Here is a 17,108-nt window from a genome sequence, read left to right on the forward strand (position 1 = left end):
CAGCGATGAAGCAGCTCGCCAAGTTCTCGATCGAAGTCCGGGCGAACGATTTCGTGCTGAGGCTGACGGACGACGACGGCGATGTCGTCGAGTTCGCGACCAGCGCGGAACAGCTCGACGAGGTGATCGGCGTCTTCAACGACCTGATGGAAGAGCTCGAAGGCGAGGATTAGGGCTAAGGCCTCAAGCCGCGCGCGGCGCGATCTTCTCGAGCGCCACCCCAAGCTCGCGACGACGTTGCATCAGATCATGGTCGGCCTGCAAGCCGAGCCAGAAGCCATCGCTGATGCCCCAATAGCGGGACAGGCGCAGATCGGTGTCGGCTGTCACCGCGCGCTTGCCGAGGACGATCTCGTTGATCCGCCGGGGCGACACGCCGATGGCACGGGCCAAGGCCGTCTGGCTGAGGCCGATCGGCTTGAGGAACTCCTCCATCAGGATATCTCCCGGCGTCGGGTTCGCGAGCCAGTTCGCGTCATCAGTGATAGTCGCAGATTTCGACATCTTCGCAGTGTCCATCGTTCCAGCGGAAGCAAATCCGCCATTGCTGATTGATCCGCACCGAGTGCTGGCCGCGCCGGTTTCCACTCAACGCTTCCAAGCGATTTCCCGGCGGGACCCGCAGATCGTCCAAACGGCGCGCCTGGTTGAGAATCCGCAGTTTCCGAAGCGCGGCGTCCTGAATGTCGGGTGGCAGCCGGCGGGACCGTTCGCCGCCCCAGACCCGTTCAGTTTCCCGGTCTCGGAAGCTGCGGATCATGAACGATAGATATAACGCATAACGTTATACGTCAACAAAGTTTGCTCGCAACATTGGGCTGGACCCCCCTCCTGAGGCGCGCGATCCTCTAGGCACAACTGACCAACAATTTTGAGGGGGATCTGATGACCAGGAAAATGCTCGGCGCGCTGGCGCTTGGCGCGACGATCGCCATGGCGGGCGCGGGCGCCCACGCCCAGGCGACCTATCCGAAGAACGACTACGCCAACAAGGCCAACTGGCTGTGCTGGACCGGCAAGCCCGGCGACGCCTGCGCCATCGACCTGACCACCACGGTGGTGAAGGCCGACGGCAGCGAGAGCGTCGAGAAATTCAAGGCCGATCCCAAGGCGCCGATCGACTGCTTCTACGTCTATCCGACCGTCTCCAACGATCCGGGCGCGGTCAGCACCATGAACATCGGGCCGGAGGAGCTGAACGTCGTGAAGGCGCAGCTCGCGCGGTTCGGATCGAAGTGCCGGATCTATGCGCCGATGTACCGCCAGTTCACGCTGACCGCGCTGCGGGCCGGGATCGCCGGCCAGGTCGTGCCGGGCGCGCGCGACCCCGCCTCGCGGCAGGTCGGCTACAACGACGTGCTCGACGCCTGGAACTATTACCTCGAGCACGAGAACCACGGCCGCGGCGTCGTGCTGATCGGCCATTCCCAGGGCTCCGGCGTGCTGACCCAGCTGATCAGCAAGGAGATCGACGGCAAGCCGGTGCAGGCCAAGCTGGTCTCGGCGCTTTTGATGGGCACCCGCCTGCCGATCGACAAGGGCAAGGAGACCGGGCTCTTCAAGACCATCCCGCAGTGCAAGTCGCCCAGCCAGACCGGCTGCGTGATCGCCTATTCCAGCTTCCGCGACACCATCCCGCCGCCCGCCAACAGCCGCTTCGGCAAGGCGCCGAACGACGATCAGGTGGCGGCCTGCGAGAACGCCGCGGCGCTGGGCGGCGGCAAGGGCGAGCTGCACGCCTATCTGTCGAACAGCCCGCCGATCAGTGGCGCGGCCATGCCCAAGACGGTGTGGGTGAAGGGCAAGCCCAACCCGACGACGCCGTTCATCTCGGTCCCCGGCCTCCTGACCGGCGAGTGCGTCAACAAGAACGGCTTCTCCTATCTGGAGGTGCACATCAACGCCGTGCCGGGCGGCCCGCGCACCGAAACCATCGAGGGCGACGTGGTCGGCGCGAACGGCAAGATCAGCGAGGACTGGGGCCTGCACCTGATCGACGCCAACCTGATGATGGGCAACCTGGTCGAGGTGGTCGGCCAGGAGAGCAAGGCCTGGCTGGCGAAGAAGAAATGATCATCCCTCCCCTTCAGGGGAGGGTGTCGAGTGAAACGAGACGGGTGGGGAATGGCGGGCCGGAGCGCCGACTCGGCACGCTGACCCACACTTCCCCACCCTGACGGCTTCGCCGTCTGTCCCTCCCCTGAAGAGGAGGGATGTTAGTCCCCGAGCAAGCCCCTCGCCGGAGGCGGCGGTGGCTAGTCGCCGGCGATCTTCTTGCCGGCCATGACGCCCAGCGCCACGAAGATCAGGAAGCCGATCGCGAACAGGAAGAACAGGATCTTGGCGACGCCGGCCGCCGCGCCCGCGATCCCGCCAAAGCCCAGGGCTCCGGCGATGAGCGCGACAATGGCGAAGATCAAAGCCCACTTGAGCATGACGCTCTCTCCTAGAAACGCCCGCGGGTCGCGGGACCTGGGAGCCAAACGCAGCCTTGGCCGTGGCGTTCCGAGGCCGCGGCGACGCGCCTCTGCTAGGATCGGCGCATGGACGAATCCGACGTCATCGCCCAGGCCCGCGTCATCTACGAGCGGATGCAGGCCGACCTGCTGGCGGCCAGCCCGCTCGCCGGCATGGCCGAGTGGGTGGCGAGCGGCGTCGCGCCCCCCGCGGCCGACCTGCGGTCGCGCGGGTTCGCGGGCCCCGACGACACGGACGCGCCCGAAGCCGCCAACCTGCGGCTGGCCCGCAAGGCCTTCGTGCGCGAGTGGGGGTTCGCCATTCCCTGCGCGGAAGCTGTCGCCGCCCTGCGCCGGCTGAGCCCGATCGTCGAGGTGGGCGCGGGCGCGGGCTGTTGGACGGCCCTGCTCCGGGCGGCCGGCCACGACATGATCGCCACCGATCTGGCCGCCGGCGACACGAAGTACGGCTTCGCGGTGGCCGACCGCGGGGCGGTCGAACAGCTCGGCGCTCTGGAGGCGGTGCGCAAATACCCCGACCGCGACCTCTTCTGCAGCTGGCCCAGCGAGGGGGAGCCCTGGGCGGCGGAGGCGATCTTGGGCCTCGCCCCCGGCCGGCGCGCCGCCCTGATCCTCGACGACCGTGGAACCCTCACCGGCGACGAGACCCTGCGGGGTGTCCTGGCGCAGGCCTTCCGCCCGCTGGAGACGGTGACGATCCCGCAGTTCCCGGGCGTCTGCGACCGCCTGCACATCTACGAACGGCTGGCCGGCTGAGCCACCGGTTCGAATCCCTGTTTCACGCGAGGCCTCGGCTGTTCTAAGACGACCCAACATGGCCAAGAACCCGGAAAGTCCGCTGGAGCCCTTCAAGCGCGCGCTGGTCAACGCGACGCGCTCGCTGGCCGAGTCGCCGGACCTGGAGATCGTCTATTCCGGCGAGGGCCCGCAGCTTTCCGGCAACCGCGCGGTGCTGCCCCATCCGCCCCGCGACCTGACCAGCATCGACGCCGCCCGGATCCGCGGCTTCGCCGACCAGATGGCGCTGCGCATCGCCCACCACGACCCGGCCGCCCACGCCAAGGCGCGGCCCAACACCGTCCAGGGCCAGCCGATCTATGACGGCATCGAACAGGCGAGGCTCGAGGCGATCGGCGCCAATGCGCTCGGCGGCGTGCGCGAGAACCTCAAGGCGGTGCACGAGCAGGCCTGGGCGAAGCGCGCCTTCAACCAGGTCGAGGCGCTGGCCAATCCGCCCTACGCCGACATCGTCTCCCTGATGGTCCGCGAGCGGCTGACCGGCGACAAGCCGCCGGCCATGGCGCAGCCGCTCGTCAACCTGTTCCGCGACGAGATCGAGGCCAAGGCCGGCGCCGACCTCGACCGCCTGACCGAGGCCGTCCAGGACCAGAAGGCCTTCGCCCGCATCGCCCGCGCCATCATCCGCGACCTGAAGATGGGCGAGGACATGTCCGACGCCCCGGAACAGCCGGACGACGAGGACGGCTCCAGCGAAGAGGGCGAACCCGACGCCAGCGAGGACAACGAGGAAGGCGATGGCGAGGGCAAGTCCCCGCAGCAGGCCTCGATGGACGAGAACGACGCGACCCACCGCGAAAGCGAGGACGCCGACTCCCAGATGATGCAGGCCGAGGACGACCCCGACGCCGAGGACAGCGACGAGCCGCCCGACATGGGCGACGGCGAGCAGCCCGCGCGCCCCGACCTGAAGGGCGAGGGCAAGGTCGTCACCTACAAGGTCTTCACCACCGCCCACGACGAGATCGTCGCCGCCGAGGAGCTGTGCGACGCCGAGGAGCTGACCAGGCTTCGCGCCTACCTCGACCAGCAGCTGGCCAGCCTCTCGAACGTCGTCAGCCGGCTCGCCAATCGCCTGCAGCGCAAGCTGCTCGCCCAGCAGAACCGCTCCTGGTCCTTCGACCTGGAGGAAGGCATCCTCGACGTGGCGCGCCTGACCCGGGTGATCGTCGACCCGACCGCGCCGCTCAGCTTCAAGGAAGAGCAGGACACCGAGTTCCGCGACACCGTGGTCTCGATCCTGATCGACAACTCCGGCTCCATGCGGGGCCGGCCGATCATGGTGGCCGCCGTCTGCGCCGACATCCTGGCGCGCACCCTGGAGCGCTGCGGGGTCAAGACCGAAATCCTCGGCTTCACGACGCGGGCCTGGAAGGGCGGCTCGAGCCGAGAGGACTGGCTGAAGGCCGGCAAGCCGCCGCAACCCGGCCGCCTGAACGACCTGCGCCACATCATCTACAAGGCCGCCGACGCCCCCTGGCGGCGCGCCCGGCGCAACCTCGGCCTTATGATGCGCGAGGGCCTGCTCAAGGAGAACATCGACGGCGAGGCCCTGATGTGCGCGCACCAGCGGCTGATCGGCCGCCCGGAAGCGCGGCGCATCCTGATGGTGATCTCCGACGGGGCGCCGGTGGACGACTCTACGCTGAGCGTGAACTCCGGCCATTACCTGGAACGACACCTGCGCGAGGTGATCGGCGAGATCGAGGCCAAGAGCCCGGTGCAGCTGATCGCCATCGGCATCGGCCACGACGTCACCCGCTACTACCGCCGCGCCGTCACCATCGTCGACGTGGAGCAGCTGGCCGGCGCCATCACCGATCAGCTGGCCGAGCTCTTCGAGGAGGAGCCGCGCGCGGTCACCCGTCGCAACGCCAACCTGCTGGCGCCGCCGCCGAACACCCAGGGCCCCTCAGGCCCCGCGAAGCGGTCGACCTTCAAGGAAGTGCGCCGCGCGGTCGCCTGACACCGACAACATCTCTACGGGAGCAGTCCGATGAAGACCGACGTTTCCATTTCTATGCCTGACGGCGACGCCCGGGCCTTCGTCTTCACCCCCGACAGTGGCGACGGCCCCTGGCCCGCGGCGATCCTCTACATGGACGCGCCGGCGATCCGCCCGGCGATGTTCGAGATGGGCGAGCGGTTGGCGCAGGCGGGCTACTACGTCCTGTTGCCCGACGTCTTCTGGCGCGCCGGGCCCTATCCGCCGCTGGATATCGTCAAGGCCCGCGCCGGCGACCCGGAGATGGGCGCGCTGTTCGCGAAGCTTCGCGCCTCCACCGACGCCGAAAAGCAGATGGCGGACACCAAGGCCTACCTCGACTGGCTGACGACGCAGCCGCAGGCCAAGCCCGGCAAGGTCGGGGTCACCGGCTATTGCATGGGCGGCGGCATAGCGCTGCGCGCCGCCGGGACCTTCCCCGATCGGATCGCCGCGGCCGCCTCCTTCCACGGCGGCAACCTCGCCACGGACGCCGAGGACAGCCCGCACAACCTGGCGCCCAAGATCACCGCCAAGCTGCTGATCGCCGGGGCCGATGAGGACCGCAGCTTCGACGAGGCCCAGTGCGAACGGCTGGACGCGGCGCTCAAGTCCGCCGGCGTCGACGCGCAGGTCTCCATCTGGAAAGGCGCCCGGCACGGCTGGGTGCCCACCGACATGCCGGTCTACGACAAGGACGCGGCCGAGCGGCATTGGATCGAGCTGGTCGCGCTGTTCGACAGCGTGCTGAAGTAGCCCGGACTATCGGGCACGAAAAAGGGCCGCTGTCGCCAGCGGCCCTCCTCGGAACGACACCTCGTTCAGCGCGGGTCAGGCGGCGGCTTGCTCGGCAAGCTTGGCCTTCACCTGGCGCTTGATCTTCAGGGCCTTGGGCGACAGCTCGTCGTCGCCGGCCTTCAGCAGGAAGGCGTCGAGCCCGCCGCGGAAATCCAGCGTCCGCAGCGCCGCATTGGTGATGCGCAGGCGATAGGACTGGCCCAGCGCGTCCGACTGCAGGGTCGCGGGCGACAGCGCGGGCAGGAAGCGGCGCTTGGTCTTGATGTTCGAGTGGCTCACATTGTGGCCGACCATCGGGCCGACACCGGTGAGTTCGCAACGACGCGACATGGGACGAAAACCTTCGCGAGAATAGGGACGCAGCGGGGCGGGCCCCGCGCGAGAGCGGGCGATATAGAGGAAGGGCGGCCTCCACGTCAAGGTAAGGCGGCCAATTCGAGCCCGCCCTGGCGAAGTTTCCCTCAGGCGGCGACCCTCCCTATACACGGACGGGCGCACGAGGATGAGTGGAGGACGAGGCAGGTGACCCGGCTGGCCCTGGTGATGATCGCCCGCGACGAGGCGCGCTCGATCGCCCGCGCGCTGACAAGCGCCCGCGCCCACGTCGACCGGATGATCGTGCTCGACACCGGCTCGACCGACGCCACGCGCGAGATCGCCCGCGCCGCTGGGGCGGAGGTCCACGAGTTCGTCTGGTGCGACGATTTCGCCGCGGCGCGTAACGCCGCGCTCAACCATTCCGACGCGGACTGGAACCTCATCCTCGACGCCGACGAATGGCTGGACCGTGGGACCGACGGCCTGAGCGCCGAGGTCCTGCCGCCCGGCGGCGGTGGCTTCCTGGGCGCCATCCGGGTCCGCAGCCTGATCGACGATCAGCCGGGCGCGGCCAGCCAGGCCTGGATCGCGCGCGTTCTGCCGCGCGGCGTGCGCTATGCCGGCCGAATCCACGAGCAGCCGGTCAGCGACCTGCCCCAGCGGCCCCTGCCCTTGGAGATCGGCCACGACGGCTACACCGCCGAGAACCTGGACCGCAAAGGCGCGCGCAACGAGACCCTCTTGATGCGCGAACTCGAGGCGACGCCCGACGACCCCTATCTCTGGTTCCAGCTCGCCAAGGAGCACCAGGCCCGCCAGCGCCATCCGCAGGCCGCTTTCTGCTTCACCGAGGCGCTGCGGCTCGCGCCGCCCGACGCCGGCTACCGCCATCCCCTGGTGGTGCGCACCCTGATGATGCTGAAGGCCAACGGGCAGCTGGCCGAGGCGCTGACGCTCGCCGACGCCGAGGTCGCCAACTTCGAGGACTCGCCCGACTTCTATTTCATCGTCGGGCACATCTACCTGGAAGCCGCCGGCGAGGCCCCGAGCATGGCCAAGGAGCATTTCCTGCCGATCGCCGAATCCGCCTGGAAGCGCTGCCTGGAAATCGGCGAGCGTCCCGATCTGGAGGGCGCGGTCTACGGCTGCGGCGGCCACATGGCGGCGCACAACCTGGCGATCTTCCACGAGACCCTGGGCGACCCGCAGAAGGCCGCCGAATACGCCGCCCTCGCCCAGCGCCTGCGCGCGCAGGGTTAAATGGCCTTGTGGTCGAAGCTCGTTGAGATACAATATGTTGCGGTGAACAAAGGCTGAATCTGGCGCGATAGCTGATTCGGTCCCGATTCGTTTTGCCCCTGTTCCCGCCCAACCGCGCCAAGTCGTTAGCCATCCTCTTTCAGGCCAAGTCGTGTTCGGCATCCTGTGCGCCACCGTCGAGGAGATCGCCGCGCTCCGCGCCCGGCTGGACGTGGACGCCGAGCCGGAACGGCATGGGCCGACACGGGTCTGGCGCGGCCGCTTCGAGGGCGAGCCGCTGGCGCTGGCCCAGGCCGGCATCGGCAAGGTCAACGCCGCGGCCGCGGCCACCCTGCTACTGAGCGTCTTTGGCGCCACCCGGCTGATCTTCTGCGGCGTGGCCGGCGGCCTCGATCCTGAGCTGCCGGTGGGCGCGGTGCTGCTGGCCGACCGGCTGGCGATCCACGACTACGGGGTGATGGCGAACGGGCGGCTGACCTCCACGGAGTCGGGTCTCGTGCCGCTCGGCGCGCCGGAGCTCGCCTTTCTATCGCCGGTCCCAGCCGCGGTCCGCGAAACCCTGCGGCGCCTGGCTGAGGTTCTGGCCGGCCAGGTGGAAGCCCCGGTGCGGCTGGGCGGCATCGTCACCGCCGACTATTTCCTGAACTGCGCCGAGACCCGCGAGGCCCTGCACGCCCGCTTCGCCGCCCAGGCCATCGACATGGAGTCCGGCGCGGTGAACCAGGTCGCGCAGGCCTGGGACGTTCCACTCTACGTCATCCGCACCCTCTCGGACCTGGCCGGCGAGGAGAGCCACCTGACCTATCCGCAGATGGCCCAGATGGCGGCGCACAACTCGGCGCTCTGCGTGCTGGACCTCCTGGCGATCCTCGCCGCGATGGACTGACGCAACGCCCCGCCCTAGAGTTCTTCGTCCCACAGGCTTCCGGGACGCACCCCCTTCATGAGCCGAGCCAACACCCGCGCGATCGTCGCCGAACTGCAACGCCTGCTGCCCAATGCGCACGCGCCCTATTCCGGCGTCCATGTGAGCTGTGCGGTCGAAACCACCGACGGGCGCGTCTGCTATGGCGTCAACGTCGAGAACGCCGCCTATCCGCAGGGCCTCTGCGCCGAGGCCAGCGCCATCTCCGCGGCGGTGACCCAGGGCTCCACGCGGATCAGCTGCGTCTATGTGGCCTCCTCCTTGCCCGAAACCGTCTGGCCCTGCGGCGGCTGCCGCCAGAAGATCTTCGAGTTCGCGCAGGACGGCTGCGAGATCGTCGCCGTCTCGCCCGATGGCGAGCTTGCGCGCCGGACAATCGAGCAATTGCTGCCTCTGGGCTTCCGCCTGGAACCTGGAGCCGGCCACCGCGTCTAACTGCCGCTTGCCCGACTCCGCTGGGGACCCCAAGTTCAAGCACATGAGCGACCGCACCACAGGCGTGGCCCCTCCCCGGCTGGTGGCCGTGCTCGGCCCCACCAACACCGGCAAGACGCACCTGGCGGTCGAACGGATGCTGGGCCACGCGTCGGGCATGATCGGCCTGCCGCTGCGCCTGCTGGCCCGCGAGATCTACGACCGCATCGTCAAGCTGCGCGGCGCCCGTTCGGTGGCCCTGATCACCGGCGAGGAGAAGATCGTCCCGCCGCGGCCGCACTATTTCGTCTGCACGGTCGAAGCCATGCCACTCAGCCGCGAGGTCGAGTTCCTGGCGGTCGACGAGATCCAGCTCTGCGCCGACCCGGAGCGCGGCCACGTCTTCACCCACCGCCTGCTGCATGCGCGGGGGACGGCGGAGACCATGCTGCTGGGCGCAGGAACCATGGCGCCCTTGGTGCGCCGCCTGCTGCCGCACGCCGAGATCATCACGCGGGAGCGGTTCAGTTCGCTGACCTACGCGGGGCCGAAGAAGCTCACCCGCCTGCCCCGGCGCAGCGCCGTCGTCGCCTTCAGCGCCGACCAGGTCTACGCCATCGCCGAGCTGATCCGCCGCCAGCGGGGCGGCGCAGCGGTGGTGATGGGCTCGCTCTCGCCCCGCACCCGCAACGCCCAGGTGGCGCTCTACCAGTCGGGCGAGGTCGACTTCCTGGTGGCCACCGACGCCATCGGCATGGGCCTCAACATGGACGTCGACCATGTGGCCTTCGCCGGCCTCACCAAGTTCGACGGCAAGCGGACGCGCTTCCTCTATCCGCAGGAGGTCGGCCAGATCGCCGGGCGCGCCGGCCGCTATCAGCGCGACGGGACCTTCGGGGTCACCGGCGAGGCCGACGACATGGACGAGGACCTGGTGCTGGCCGTCGAGGAGCACCGCTTCGAGCCGGTCACCGGGGCGGAATGGCGCAACTCCAGGCTCGACTTCGGCTCCCTGCCGGGCCTGCTGAAGTCCTTGGCCAAGACGCCGGACCGCGAGGGGCTGAAGCTGTCGGCCGAGGCGCTGGACGAGACCACCCTGCGTCACCTCGCCCAGGACCCGCTGATCGCCGACCGCGCGAAAGGCCGCGCGGCGATCGAGCGGCTCTGGGAATGCTGCCAGACGCCGGACTTCCGCAAGCTGGCGCTCGACGAGCACCTGGCCCTGGCCAAGGAATTCTTCCTCCACCTGACCACCGGCCCCCACAGCACAAATAGGGGGCGGATTCCGGAGGATTGGATCGCCAGGCAGTACGGCCAGCTCGACCGCACCGACGGCGAGATCGACACGCTGGCGCAGCGTCTCTCCAGCGTCCGCACGCTGGCCTATGTGGCCAACCGGCCGGACTGGCTGGCCGACCCAAGTGGTTGGCAGGGGAAGATGAGGGGGCTGGAGGACAGGCTCTCCGACACCCTGCACGAGAAGCTGATGGCCCGGTTCGTCGACCGGCGGACCAGCGCGCTGATGCGCGGTCTTCGGGTGCGCGAGGACATGCTGGCCGGGGTCGGCGCCGACGGCGCGGTGACCGTCGAGGGTCATTTCGTCGGCCGGCTGACCGGCGTGCGGTTCGAGGCGGCGCAGGGCTCGTCGGTCCTGGAGGAAAAGGCGCTGCGGGCCGCGGCGACCCATGCGGTCGGGCCGGAGATCGCGCGGCGCCTCGGCAAGCTGGCGGCGGAGCCCGACGAGGCGTTCGCGCTGACGCCGGACGGCGTGGTGCTGTGGCAGGGCGAGGCGGCGGGCGTGCTGGCCGGCGGCGAGCCCTTCCGGCCCCGCGTGCGGCTGCTGGGGGAGCTTGGCCACGAGGCGGCGCGCCAGCGGGCGGCGCATCGGCTGGAGGCCTTCGTCGCCGGCGAGGCGGGACGGCGCCTCAGCGGGCTTCGCAAGCTCGAGGCCGCGGTCGCCGACGGCAGGATCAAGGGCCTGGCCCGCGGCCTCGCCTTCCGGCTGATCGAGGCCGGCGGCGTGCTGGACCGCGCCCAGGTCCGCGCCGAGGCCCGGGCGCTAAGTCAGGTGGAACGGCGCATGCTGCGGGGCCTCGGCGTCAAGCTCGGGGCGTTCAGCGTCTATATGCCGAGCCTGTTGCGGCCGGACGCGCGGCTGCTGACGCAGGCGCTGGCCGGCCGTGACGCACCGGGCTGGCGGCCGGTGGGCTACAAGCCGAGCCGCCTGCCGCCCCAGACGCCCTCGCCGCGCGCGCTCTCCGCCTTCGGCCTGCGGGCGGTGAAGGCCTGGGCCGTGCCGGTGGAGCAGCTGGAGCGGCTGGACGAGTTGCTGCGGGCCGGCGTCAGGCAGGGCGGCGGCGTGCTGTTCTCCGACGCCGCCCGCGAGGAGCTCGGTTGGAGCCCGGACGAGGCCCGCGAAATCCTCAAGGGCCTGGGCTATGCTGCGATCAAGCGCGCCGGCGAGGCCACCGCCTGGCGGCGTCGCGCTGAGCGTGACTTCGCCGTGGAACATCGTCCCATCGTCGCCCCCAACTCGCCGTTCGCGGCGCTGGCCGCCCTGCAGGGGGAGCCCGCGCCCGCCCGCCGGCCCCGCCGCCGGCGCCGCGCCGCGCAAGGCCGCTCATGACCCTCCTTCGCCAAGGCTTCGGAGGACGTGCCCCCAGCGCCGGACCCGTCCTGCGAAGCTCCGCCAGGAGCGAAGCAAGATGAGCGAACCGGCCCCCACCGAAGCCACGAGGGCCGACGTCTGGCTCTGGCGCGCCCGCTTCTTCAAGACCCGCACCCTGGCCGCCGACTTCATCGAAGAAGGCCGCATCCGCCTGACCCGCGCCGGCCACGAGAACCGCGTCGACAAGCCGGCGCGCTCGCTGAAGGTCGGCGACGCCCTGGTCTTCGCGCTCGGCGGCAAGCTGATCGCGGTGAAGATCGAGTCGCTCGGCGAACGCCGCGGGCCGCCGAAAGAGGCGCGAACGCTCTACTCGACGCTGCCGGCAAGCTGAGCCACAGTCGTCCCGGATTGTGGGGGCGGCAGATGACCAACGACGTCCGCGGGCTCGCCGACGGAAAGGCCGAGCCGAAACAGCGGGGTTTCGCCAAGTGGATCGCGGGCCGCGGCCGGCGGCGGGAATACTGGGCCTGGCTCGTGCCCCTGCTGATCCTCGAAATCGTCATCGGGATGACCGGCGCCGCAGCGTTCGCTCAGCTTTGTGGCTTGCCGATGCTGCTCGCCATGATCCGGCGGCTTCACGACCTTGGCTACTCGGGCTGGTTTGCACCGGTGATCAATGTCTTCGTGGCCGTGATGCTGTTTGCAGCGAAGGGCTTCCTGCCGCCGATGGCCGCGACGCTCGCGGGCGCTCTGATCTCCCTGATCGCCATCGTCGGCCTGGGTGCGCTCCCCGGCGAAGCCAAGCGCAACGAATATGGCGACCCGCCGGGACGTCCAGCCGGGAAGCGCCTCGCGGACACCTTCAGCTAGACCTGACGCCGCTGCCAGAATTCCTTCGGGGAGCCCTCGACGCGGCGCCATTGACATCCCGCCGCCGGACCGTGAAAAACCCGCGCCCTACCTCGGCAGTCCGGAAGGCCCCTCGCCCGCCATGACCTACATCGTGATGGATCCCTGCATCAAATGTAAGTTCATGGACTGCGTGGAGGTGTGCCCGGTCGACTGCTTCTACGAGGGCGAGAACTTCCTGGCGATCAATCCGGACGAGTGCATCGACTGCGGCGTCTGCGAGCCGGAGTGCCCGGTCGACGCGATCAAGCCCGACACCGAGGACGACCCGGACGGCAAGTGGCTGCGGATCAATTCCGACTACGCCAAGGTCTGGCCGAACATCACGGTCAAGGGCGAACCGCCCGCCGACGCCGAAGACTTCGAGCGCGAGACCGGCAAGCTTGAGAAATACTTCTCCGAGAAGCCCGGCCGCGGCTCCTGAGCTCGCGGGCCCCGTCGGAACGCGCCGGCGCCCCTTCCGGGGCAAGCCTTTCATTCGGCTTCATTTTATGTTACCGTTAGGGACGATGTGGCGCACAGGCTGACTTCAGCCTTGCTCATCGATCTGAAGAAACGCCGTTGCGGCGCAGTCCATGAGGGATAGCTCCGGCGACAGGCGAAGGGTGTCTTAAGAGGTCTACTTCCGCCCCAAACGACGATGCCGCCGCGGCCTTTTCGCGGAGAGCATGGCTTTGTCGCTTGGCGGTAGCGCATCTGCGGTCCGCGTTCGTCCGGACCCGGCATTTTGAGAGGGTTTTCTATGAGCAAGAGCGGTCATGATTTCTCGGTTGGCGATCACGTCGTCTATCCGGCCCACGGGGTTGGTCAGGTGCAGGGGATCGAAACCCAGGAAGTCGCCGGTCTGAAACTGGAAGTCTATGTCATCACCTTCGACCACGAGAAGATGACGCTGCGGGTGCCGACCGCCAAGGCTCGCGCCTCGGGCCTGCGCGCGCTCGCCGAAACCAATGTCGTGACCCAGGCGCTCACCACGCTGAAGGGCCGCGCCCGGGTGAAGCGCACCATGTGGTCGCGCCGCGCCCAGGAGTACGAAGCCAAGATCAACTCCGGCGACCTGATCTCCATCGCCGAGGTGGTGCGCGACCTGCACCGCGCCGAGAACCAGCCGGAACAGTCCTATTCGGAGCGTCAGCTCTATGAATCGGCGCTGGACCGCATGGCCCGCGAAGTCGCCGCCATCGAGCGCATCGACCGCGACGCCGCCATCGGCATCCTCAACAAGTCGCTGATCAAGGCCGTCGCGGCCTAGGTCGCGCGATCCATCGCGATGACGAGACGCCCGGAGTTCGCTTCGGGCGTTTTCGTTTGACCCCTTGTCCGCAATGGCGCGAGCCTCCGGCCAGCAGCGGATGGTGGGGAGACGAAGGTCATGGCCGATGACGCCAGCGCGATCGCCCGGAACGCCTTAGCCAAGGAGGCCCGCGAGCGGGCCTATTCCACGCCGCTCGACGCCTTCGACGTCTCGGACGTCAGCCACTTCACCAGCGACACCCACTGGCCCTGGTTCGAGCGGCTGCGGCGCGAGGACCCGGTCCACTACTGCGCCGACAGCGAGTTCGGCCCCTATTGGTCGGTGACCAAGTTCCAGGACATCGTGGCGGTGGACTCCAACCACGAGGTCTTTTCCTCGTCCTCCGAGCTCGGCGGCATCATGATCGCCGACGCCAAGGAGCCGAGCGACGATTCCAGCTTCATCGCGCTCGACCCGCCGGACCACGACGCCCAGCGCCGGGTGGTGACGCCGACCTTCTCCACCGCCGGCATGGCGGCCATGGAGCCGCTGATCCGCGAACGCGCCGCGGCGATCCTCGACGAGCTGCCGGTGGGCGAGACCTTCGACTTCGTCGACAAGGTTTCGATCGAGCTGACCAGCCAGATGCTGGCGACCCTTTTCGACTATCCCTTCGACCAGCGCCGCAACCTGCCGAAGATCTCCGACATGGCGCTTTCCGGCCCGCCGCCGGCCGACATGACCATGGAACAGATGATGGAGCGCCAGCAGGCCTTCATGCCGCTCGTCATGCCGTTCATCGGCCTGTGGGACGCGCGCAAGGACGGCCCGCCGGCCAACGACCTGATCTCGCTGCTGAGCCACGACCCGGTGACCCGCAAGGGCGATCGGCCGGAAGGCTATTTCGGCAATATCATGCTGCTGACCGTGGCCGGCAGCGACACCACTCGCCATTCGATCACCGGCGCCCTGATGGCCTTCCAGGACTATCCCGACGCCTACGACCGGCTGCGCGCCAACCCGGCCCTGCTGGACTCCGCGGTGCCGGAGATCGTGCGCTGGCAGAGCCCGGTGGCCCACATGCGCCGCACAGCCACCCGCGACACCGAGCTCGGCGGCAAGGCCATCAAGAAGGGCGACCGGGTGATCATGTGGTACGTCTCGGGCAACCGCGACGAGGAGGTGATCCCCGACGCGGACCGCTTCATCATCGACCGCGAGCGGCCGCGCCAGCACGTGGCGTTCGGCTTCGGCATCCACCGCTGCGTCGGCAACCGGCTGGCCGAAATGCAGCTGCGCGTCGTCTGGGAGGAGATCCTCAAGCGCTTCGAGCGCATCGAGGTGGTGGGCGAGCCGGGCCGGCTGCAGTCCAACTTCGTGAAGGGCTACACGGCCCTGCCGGTGCGGATCGTCGCCTAGACGCTGTCCAGCAGGGCCACTTCCTCGCCCGGACCCTTGTCCAGCTCGGCGGTCAGCTTCTCGCGGTCGAGGTCGCCTTCCCAGCGGGCGATCACCAGGGTTCCGACCCCATTGCCAACGAAGTTGGTCAGCGCGCGGCAGGCGCTCATGAACCGGTCGACGCCCACCAGCAGGGCGAGCGCCGCGATCGGCAGGTCGGGGATCACCGCCAGGGTGGCGGCGAGCGTGATAAAGCCCGCGCCGGCCACGCCGCTCGCGCCCTTGGACGTCAGCATGGCCACGCCCAGCAGGGTCGCCTCCTGCCCGAGGCTGAGCGGCGTGTTCGTCGCCTGGGCCAGGAACAGGGTCGCCAGCGTCATGTAGATGTTGGTGCCGTCGAGGTTGAACGAATAGCCGGTGGGGATCACCAGCCCGACCGTGGTCTTGCCGGCCCCCAGCCGCTCCAGCTTGGCCATGATCAGCGGCAGCGCCGCCTCCGACGACGAGGCCCCCAGCACGATCAGCAGCTCGTCGCGGATGTAGGCCAGGAACTTGAGGATCGAGAAGCCGCTCAGCCGGGCGATAACCCCCAGCACGATCAGCACGAACAGCAGGCTGGTCAGGTAGAAGGTCCCCACCACCGCGCCCAGCTGCGCGAGCGACGCCACGCCGAACTTGCCGATGGTGAAGGCCATGGCGCCGAAGGCGCCCAGGGGCGCCAGCCGCACGATCACCCCGATGATCCCGAAGAACAGCTTGGCGACTCCCTCCAGCACGCCGGCGGTCTTGTCGCCGAACGCGCCAAGGCCCGTGCAGGCGAACCCCGTCAGGATGGCGATCAGCAGCACCTGCAGGAGGTCGCCGCCGGCAAACGCGCCCAGGAAGGTGTCCGGGATCAGGTTCATCAGGTGGTCGACCAGGCTTTCGCCGTGCGCGGCCTTGGCCGCGTAGCCGGCGCCGATGGAGGGATCCAGCGTCCTGGGGTCGATGTTGAAGCCGGCGCCCGGATGCAGCACGGTTCCGACCACCAGGCCGATCAGGAGGGCGAAGGTCGAGACCGCCTCGAAATAGACCAGCGTCCGCACGCCCAGCCGCCCGAAGGCCTTCAGGTCGCCCATCCGCGCGATGCCGGCGGCCACCGTGCAGAAGATCACCGGCGCGATCGCCATCTTGACCAGCTTGATGAAGGCGTCGCCCAGCGGCTTGAGCGAGGCGCCGAAGTGCGGCCAGAGCCAGCCGACGAGCGCGCCCAGCGCCGTGCCGATCAGCACCTGCACCCAGAGCTGCCGGAAAACCCGCAAGAAACCCATCCGCCGACCTACCCCCGACTCCCGGCGTTCCCACGCCCCTCCGGTTAGGCTATCACGCGCCTCGCGTGGCCCGGTAGCTCAGCCGGATAGAGCAGAGCTTTCCTAAAGCTAAGGTCGGGGGTTCGAGTCCCTCCCGGGCCGCCAACCAATCAGTCTGACGGCGCCGCTGAACCTCGTCGTCGTCAGGAGCTCATCCCCTCCGGACTACTGATGGACGAAGTGCTCCTGATAGGCATGCGACTTGCCGTCGGGATTCTTGCCGATCCCGCGGCGCACAGCGGTCTTGCCGTCCTTGCTGAAGGTCCAGAACTCGCCGGCGATGACGTCGCCGTCCTTCATCTTGAGGATCTGCAGGTTGTCGGGGTCGGTCTGGGTCACCGACACCTGGTTGAAGCGCTCCTGGTTCGGGAAGGGCGCGACCTTGCCGTCCAGGGTGGTCTCGTGGTCGCTGATATAGGGCTTCGCGGCGTTGGTGGTGTTGGCCGAGTGGTAGACGAGGTGGTTGTCGCCGAACTTGAAGTTGATGGTCAGCTTGAAGCCCTCGGGAATCGTGCTGCCCGGCGCCTTGGAGACAACGGCTGTCCAGTTGCCGTCATGCGGGTTGGCGGCCAGGGCCGGGGCGGCGGTGAGAACGCAGGCGGCGGCGAGGCCGAGGAGCGCAGTGCGGCGGATCAT

20 protein-coding genes and 1 tRNA gene are annotated in these 17,108 nt (G+C 68.9%); 15 read left to right on the forward strand and 6 right to left on the reverse strand.

The genetic code is table 11. From position 1 onward, the window contains the following. Nucleotides 1–5: 5 nt before the first annotated feature. Nucleotides 6–173 carry a hypothetical protein gene (locus VKQ35_RS07030; protein WP_324359930.1) on the forward strand — a complete coding sequence of 56 codons (168 nt, stop codon included), beginning with the start codon at nucleotides 6–8 and terminating at the stop codon, nucleotides 171–173. A gap of 10 nt (nucleotides 174–183) precedes the next feature. Here the strand turns inward: VKQ35_RS07030 and VKQ35_RS07035 are convergent, their stop codons facing one another. Together VKQ35_RS07035 and VKQ35_RS07040 are read right to left on the reverse strand one after the other, a co-directional pair. Further along, entirely contained in the window at nucleotides 184–504 is a 321-nt protein-coding gene (locus tag VKQ35_RS07035; protein WP_324359932.1) for a HigA family addiction module antitoxin, read from the reverse strand. After that, a complete protein-coding gene (locus tag VKQ35_RS07040; protein ID WP_324359934.1) occupies nucleotides 479–760 on the reverse strand; it encodes a type II toxin-antitoxin system RelE/ParE family toxin in 282 nt (93 codons plus the stop codon). Before VKQ35_RS07040 ends, VKQ35_RS07035 begins: the two co-directional genes overlap by 26 nt. A gap of 125 nt (nucleotides 761–885) precedes the next feature. Between VKQ35_RS07040 and VKQ35_RS07045 the strand changes: the two genes are divergently transcribed. Beyond that, a complete protein-coding gene (locus tag VKQ35_RS07045; protein ID WP_324359936.1) occupies nucleotides 886–2,073 on the forward strand; it encodes a DUF3089 domain-containing protein in 1,188 nt (395 codons plus the stop codon). 182 nt (nucleotides 2,074–2,255) lie between these two features. Here VKQ35_RS07045 and VKQ35_RS07050 read toward each other — a convergent pair whose 3' ends face one another. Next, entirely contained in the window at nucleotides 2,256–2,435 is a 180-nt protein-coding gene (locus tag VKQ35_RS07050) for a DUF1328 family protein (RefSeq protein WP_324359938.1), read from the reverse strand. A 108-nt stretch (nucleotides 2,436–2,543) separates the two neighbouring features. On the opposite strand from VKQ35_RS07050, the gene VKQ35_RS07055 reads away from it, so the two are divergent. From VKQ35_RS07055 to VKQ35_RS07065, 3 genes are read left to right on the forward strand one after another with little or no spacing between them, the layout of a single operon-like run. Further along, complete coding sequence (locus tag VKQ35_RS07055) at nucleotides 2,544–3,233, forward strand: hypothetical protein (RefSeq protein WP_324359940.1); 690 nt, start codon at nucleotides 2,544–2,546, stop codon at nucleotides 3,231–3,233. A 58-nt stretch (nucleotides 3,234–3,291) separates the two neighbouring features. Beyond that, entirely contained in the window at nucleotides 3,292–5,241 is a 1,950-nt protein-coding gene (gene cobT, locus VKQ35_RS07060) for a cobaltochelatase subunit CobT (protein WP_324359942.1), read from the forward strand. A gap of 30 nt (nucleotides 5,242–5,271) precedes the next feature. Then, nucleotides 5,272–6,015, forward strand: a complete 744-nt coding sequence (locus VKQ35_RS07065; RefSeq protein WP_324359944.1) for a dienelactone hydrolase family protein — start codon at nucleotides 5,272–5,274, stop codon at nucleotides 6,013–6,015. Between the two features lie 75 nt (nucleotides 6,016–6,090). Here the strand turns inward: VKQ35_RS07065 and rpmB are convergent, their stop codons facing one another. After that, the gene (gene rpmB / locus VKQ35_RS07070) at nucleotides 6,091–6,387 is read right to left on the reverse strand and encodes a 50S ribosomal protein L28 (protein WP_324359946.1); all 297 of its coding nucleotides are present in this window, start codon (nucleotides 6,385–6,387) and stop codon (nucleotides 6,091–6,093) included. 192 nt (nucleotides 6,388–6,579) lie between these two features. On the opposite strand from rpmB, the gene VKQ35_RS07075 reads away from it, so the two are divergent. The 9 genes from VKQ35_RS07075 to VKQ35_RS07115 all read left to right on the forward strand — a co-directional run bounded on the left by VKQ35_RS07075 (nucleotide 6,580) and on the right by VKQ35_RS07115 (nucleotide 15,144). Further along, on the forward strand, nucleotides 6,580–7,635 hold the full coding sequence (locus tag VKQ35_RS07075; RefSeq protein ID WP_324359948.1) for a glycosyltransferase family 2 protein: 1,056 nt from the start codon (nucleotides 6,580–6,582) through the stop codon (nucleotides 7,633–7,635). A 151-nt stretch (nucleotides 7,636–7,786) separates the two neighbouring features. Next, nucleotides 7,787–8,521: a 5'-methylthioadenosine/S-adenosylhomocysteine nucleosidase gene (mtnN, locus tag VKQ35_RS07080; protein ID WP_324359950.1), complete on the forward strand. Its 735-nt coding sequence runs from the start codon at nucleotides 7,787–7,789 to the stop codon at nucleotides 8,519–8,521. Nucleotides 8,522–8,578: 57 nt separating this feature from the next. Further along, nucleotides 8,579–8,995, forward strand: coding sequence for a cytidine deaminase (gene cdd / locus VKQ35_RS07085; RefSeq protein WP_324359952.1), 417 nt, complete (start codon nucleotides 8,579–8,581; stop codon nucleotides 8,993–8,995). A gap of 43 nt (nucleotides 8,996–9,038) precedes the next feature. Beyond that, nucleotides 9,039–11,600: a helicase-related protein gene (locus VKQ35_RS07090; RefSeq protein WP_324359954.1), complete on the forward strand. Its 2,562-nt coding sequence runs from the start codon at nucleotides 9,039–9,041 to the stop codon at nucleotides 11,598–11,600. A gap of 79 nt (nucleotides 11,601–11,679) precedes the next feature. Beyond that, a complete protein-coding gene (locus tag VKQ35_RS07095; RefSeq protein WP_324359956.1) occupies nucleotides 11,680–11,973 on the forward strand; it encodes an RNA-binding S4 domain-containing protein in 294 nt (97 codons plus the stop codon). 32 nt (nucleotides 11,974–12,005) lie between these two features. After that, nucleotides 12,006–12,452, forward strand: a complete 447-nt coding sequence (locus VKQ35_RS07100; RefSeq protein WP_324359958.1) for a DUF805 domain-containing protein — start codon at nucleotides 12,006–12,008, stop codon at nucleotides 12,450–12,452. A gap of 121 nt (nucleotides 12,453–12,573) precedes the next feature. Further along, nucleotides 12,574–12,915: a ferredoxin FdxA gene (fdxA, locus tag VKQ35_RS07105; RefSeq protein WP_324359960.1), complete on the forward strand. Its 342-nt coding sequence runs from the start codon at nucleotides 12,574–12,576 to the stop codon at nucleotides 12,913–12,915. Between the two features lie 318 nt (nucleotides 12,916–13,233). Further along, on the forward strand, nucleotides 13,234–13,743 hold the full coding sequence (locus VKQ35_RS07110) for a CarD family transcriptional regulator (protein WP_324359961.1): 510 nt from the start codon (nucleotides 13,234–13,236) through the stop codon (nucleotides 13,741–13,743). 120 nt (nucleotides 13,744–13,863) lie between these two features. Beyond that, the gene (locus VKQ35_RS07115) at nucleotides 13,864–15,144 is read left to right on the forward strand and encodes a cytochrome P450 (RefSeq protein ID WP_324359963.1); all 1,281 of its coding nucleotides are present in this window, start codon (nucleotides 13,864–13,866) and stop codon (nucleotides 15,142–15,144) included. Here VKQ35_RS07115 and VKQ35_RS07120 read toward each other — a convergent pair. Further along, the gene (locus VKQ35_RS07120) at nucleotides 15,141–16,433 is read right to left on the reverse strand and encodes a dicarboxylate/amino acid:cation symporter (RefSeq protein ID WP_414692320.1); all 1,293 of its coding nucleotides are present in this window, start codon (nucleotides 16,431–16,433) and stop codon (nucleotides 15,141–15,143) included. The two genes, VKQ35_RS07115 and VKQ35_RS07120, sit on opposite strands and share 4 nt — an antisense overlap. Nucleotides 16,434–16,500: 67 nt before the next feature. On the opposite strand from VKQ35_RS07120, the gene VKQ35_RS07125 reads away from it, so the two are divergent. Then, nucleotides 16,501–16,577 (forward strand) — tRNA-Arg (locus VKQ35_RS07125). 60 nt (nucleotides 16,578–16,637) lie between these two features. On the opposite strand, the gene VKQ35_RS07130 is transcribed toward VKQ35_RS07125, so the two are convergent. Continuing rightward, the gene (locus VKQ35_RS07130; RefSeq protein ID WP_324359967.1) at nucleotides 16,638–17,108 is read right to left on the reverse strand and encodes a hypothetical protein; all 471 of its coding nucleotides are present in this window, start codon (nucleotides 17,106–17,108) and stop codon (nucleotides 16,638–16,640) included.

This window comes from Phenylobacterium sp., assembly GCF_035309685.1.
Lineage (GTDB): Bacteria > Pseudomonadota > Alphaproteobacteria > Caulobacterales > Caulobacteraceae > Phenylobacterium.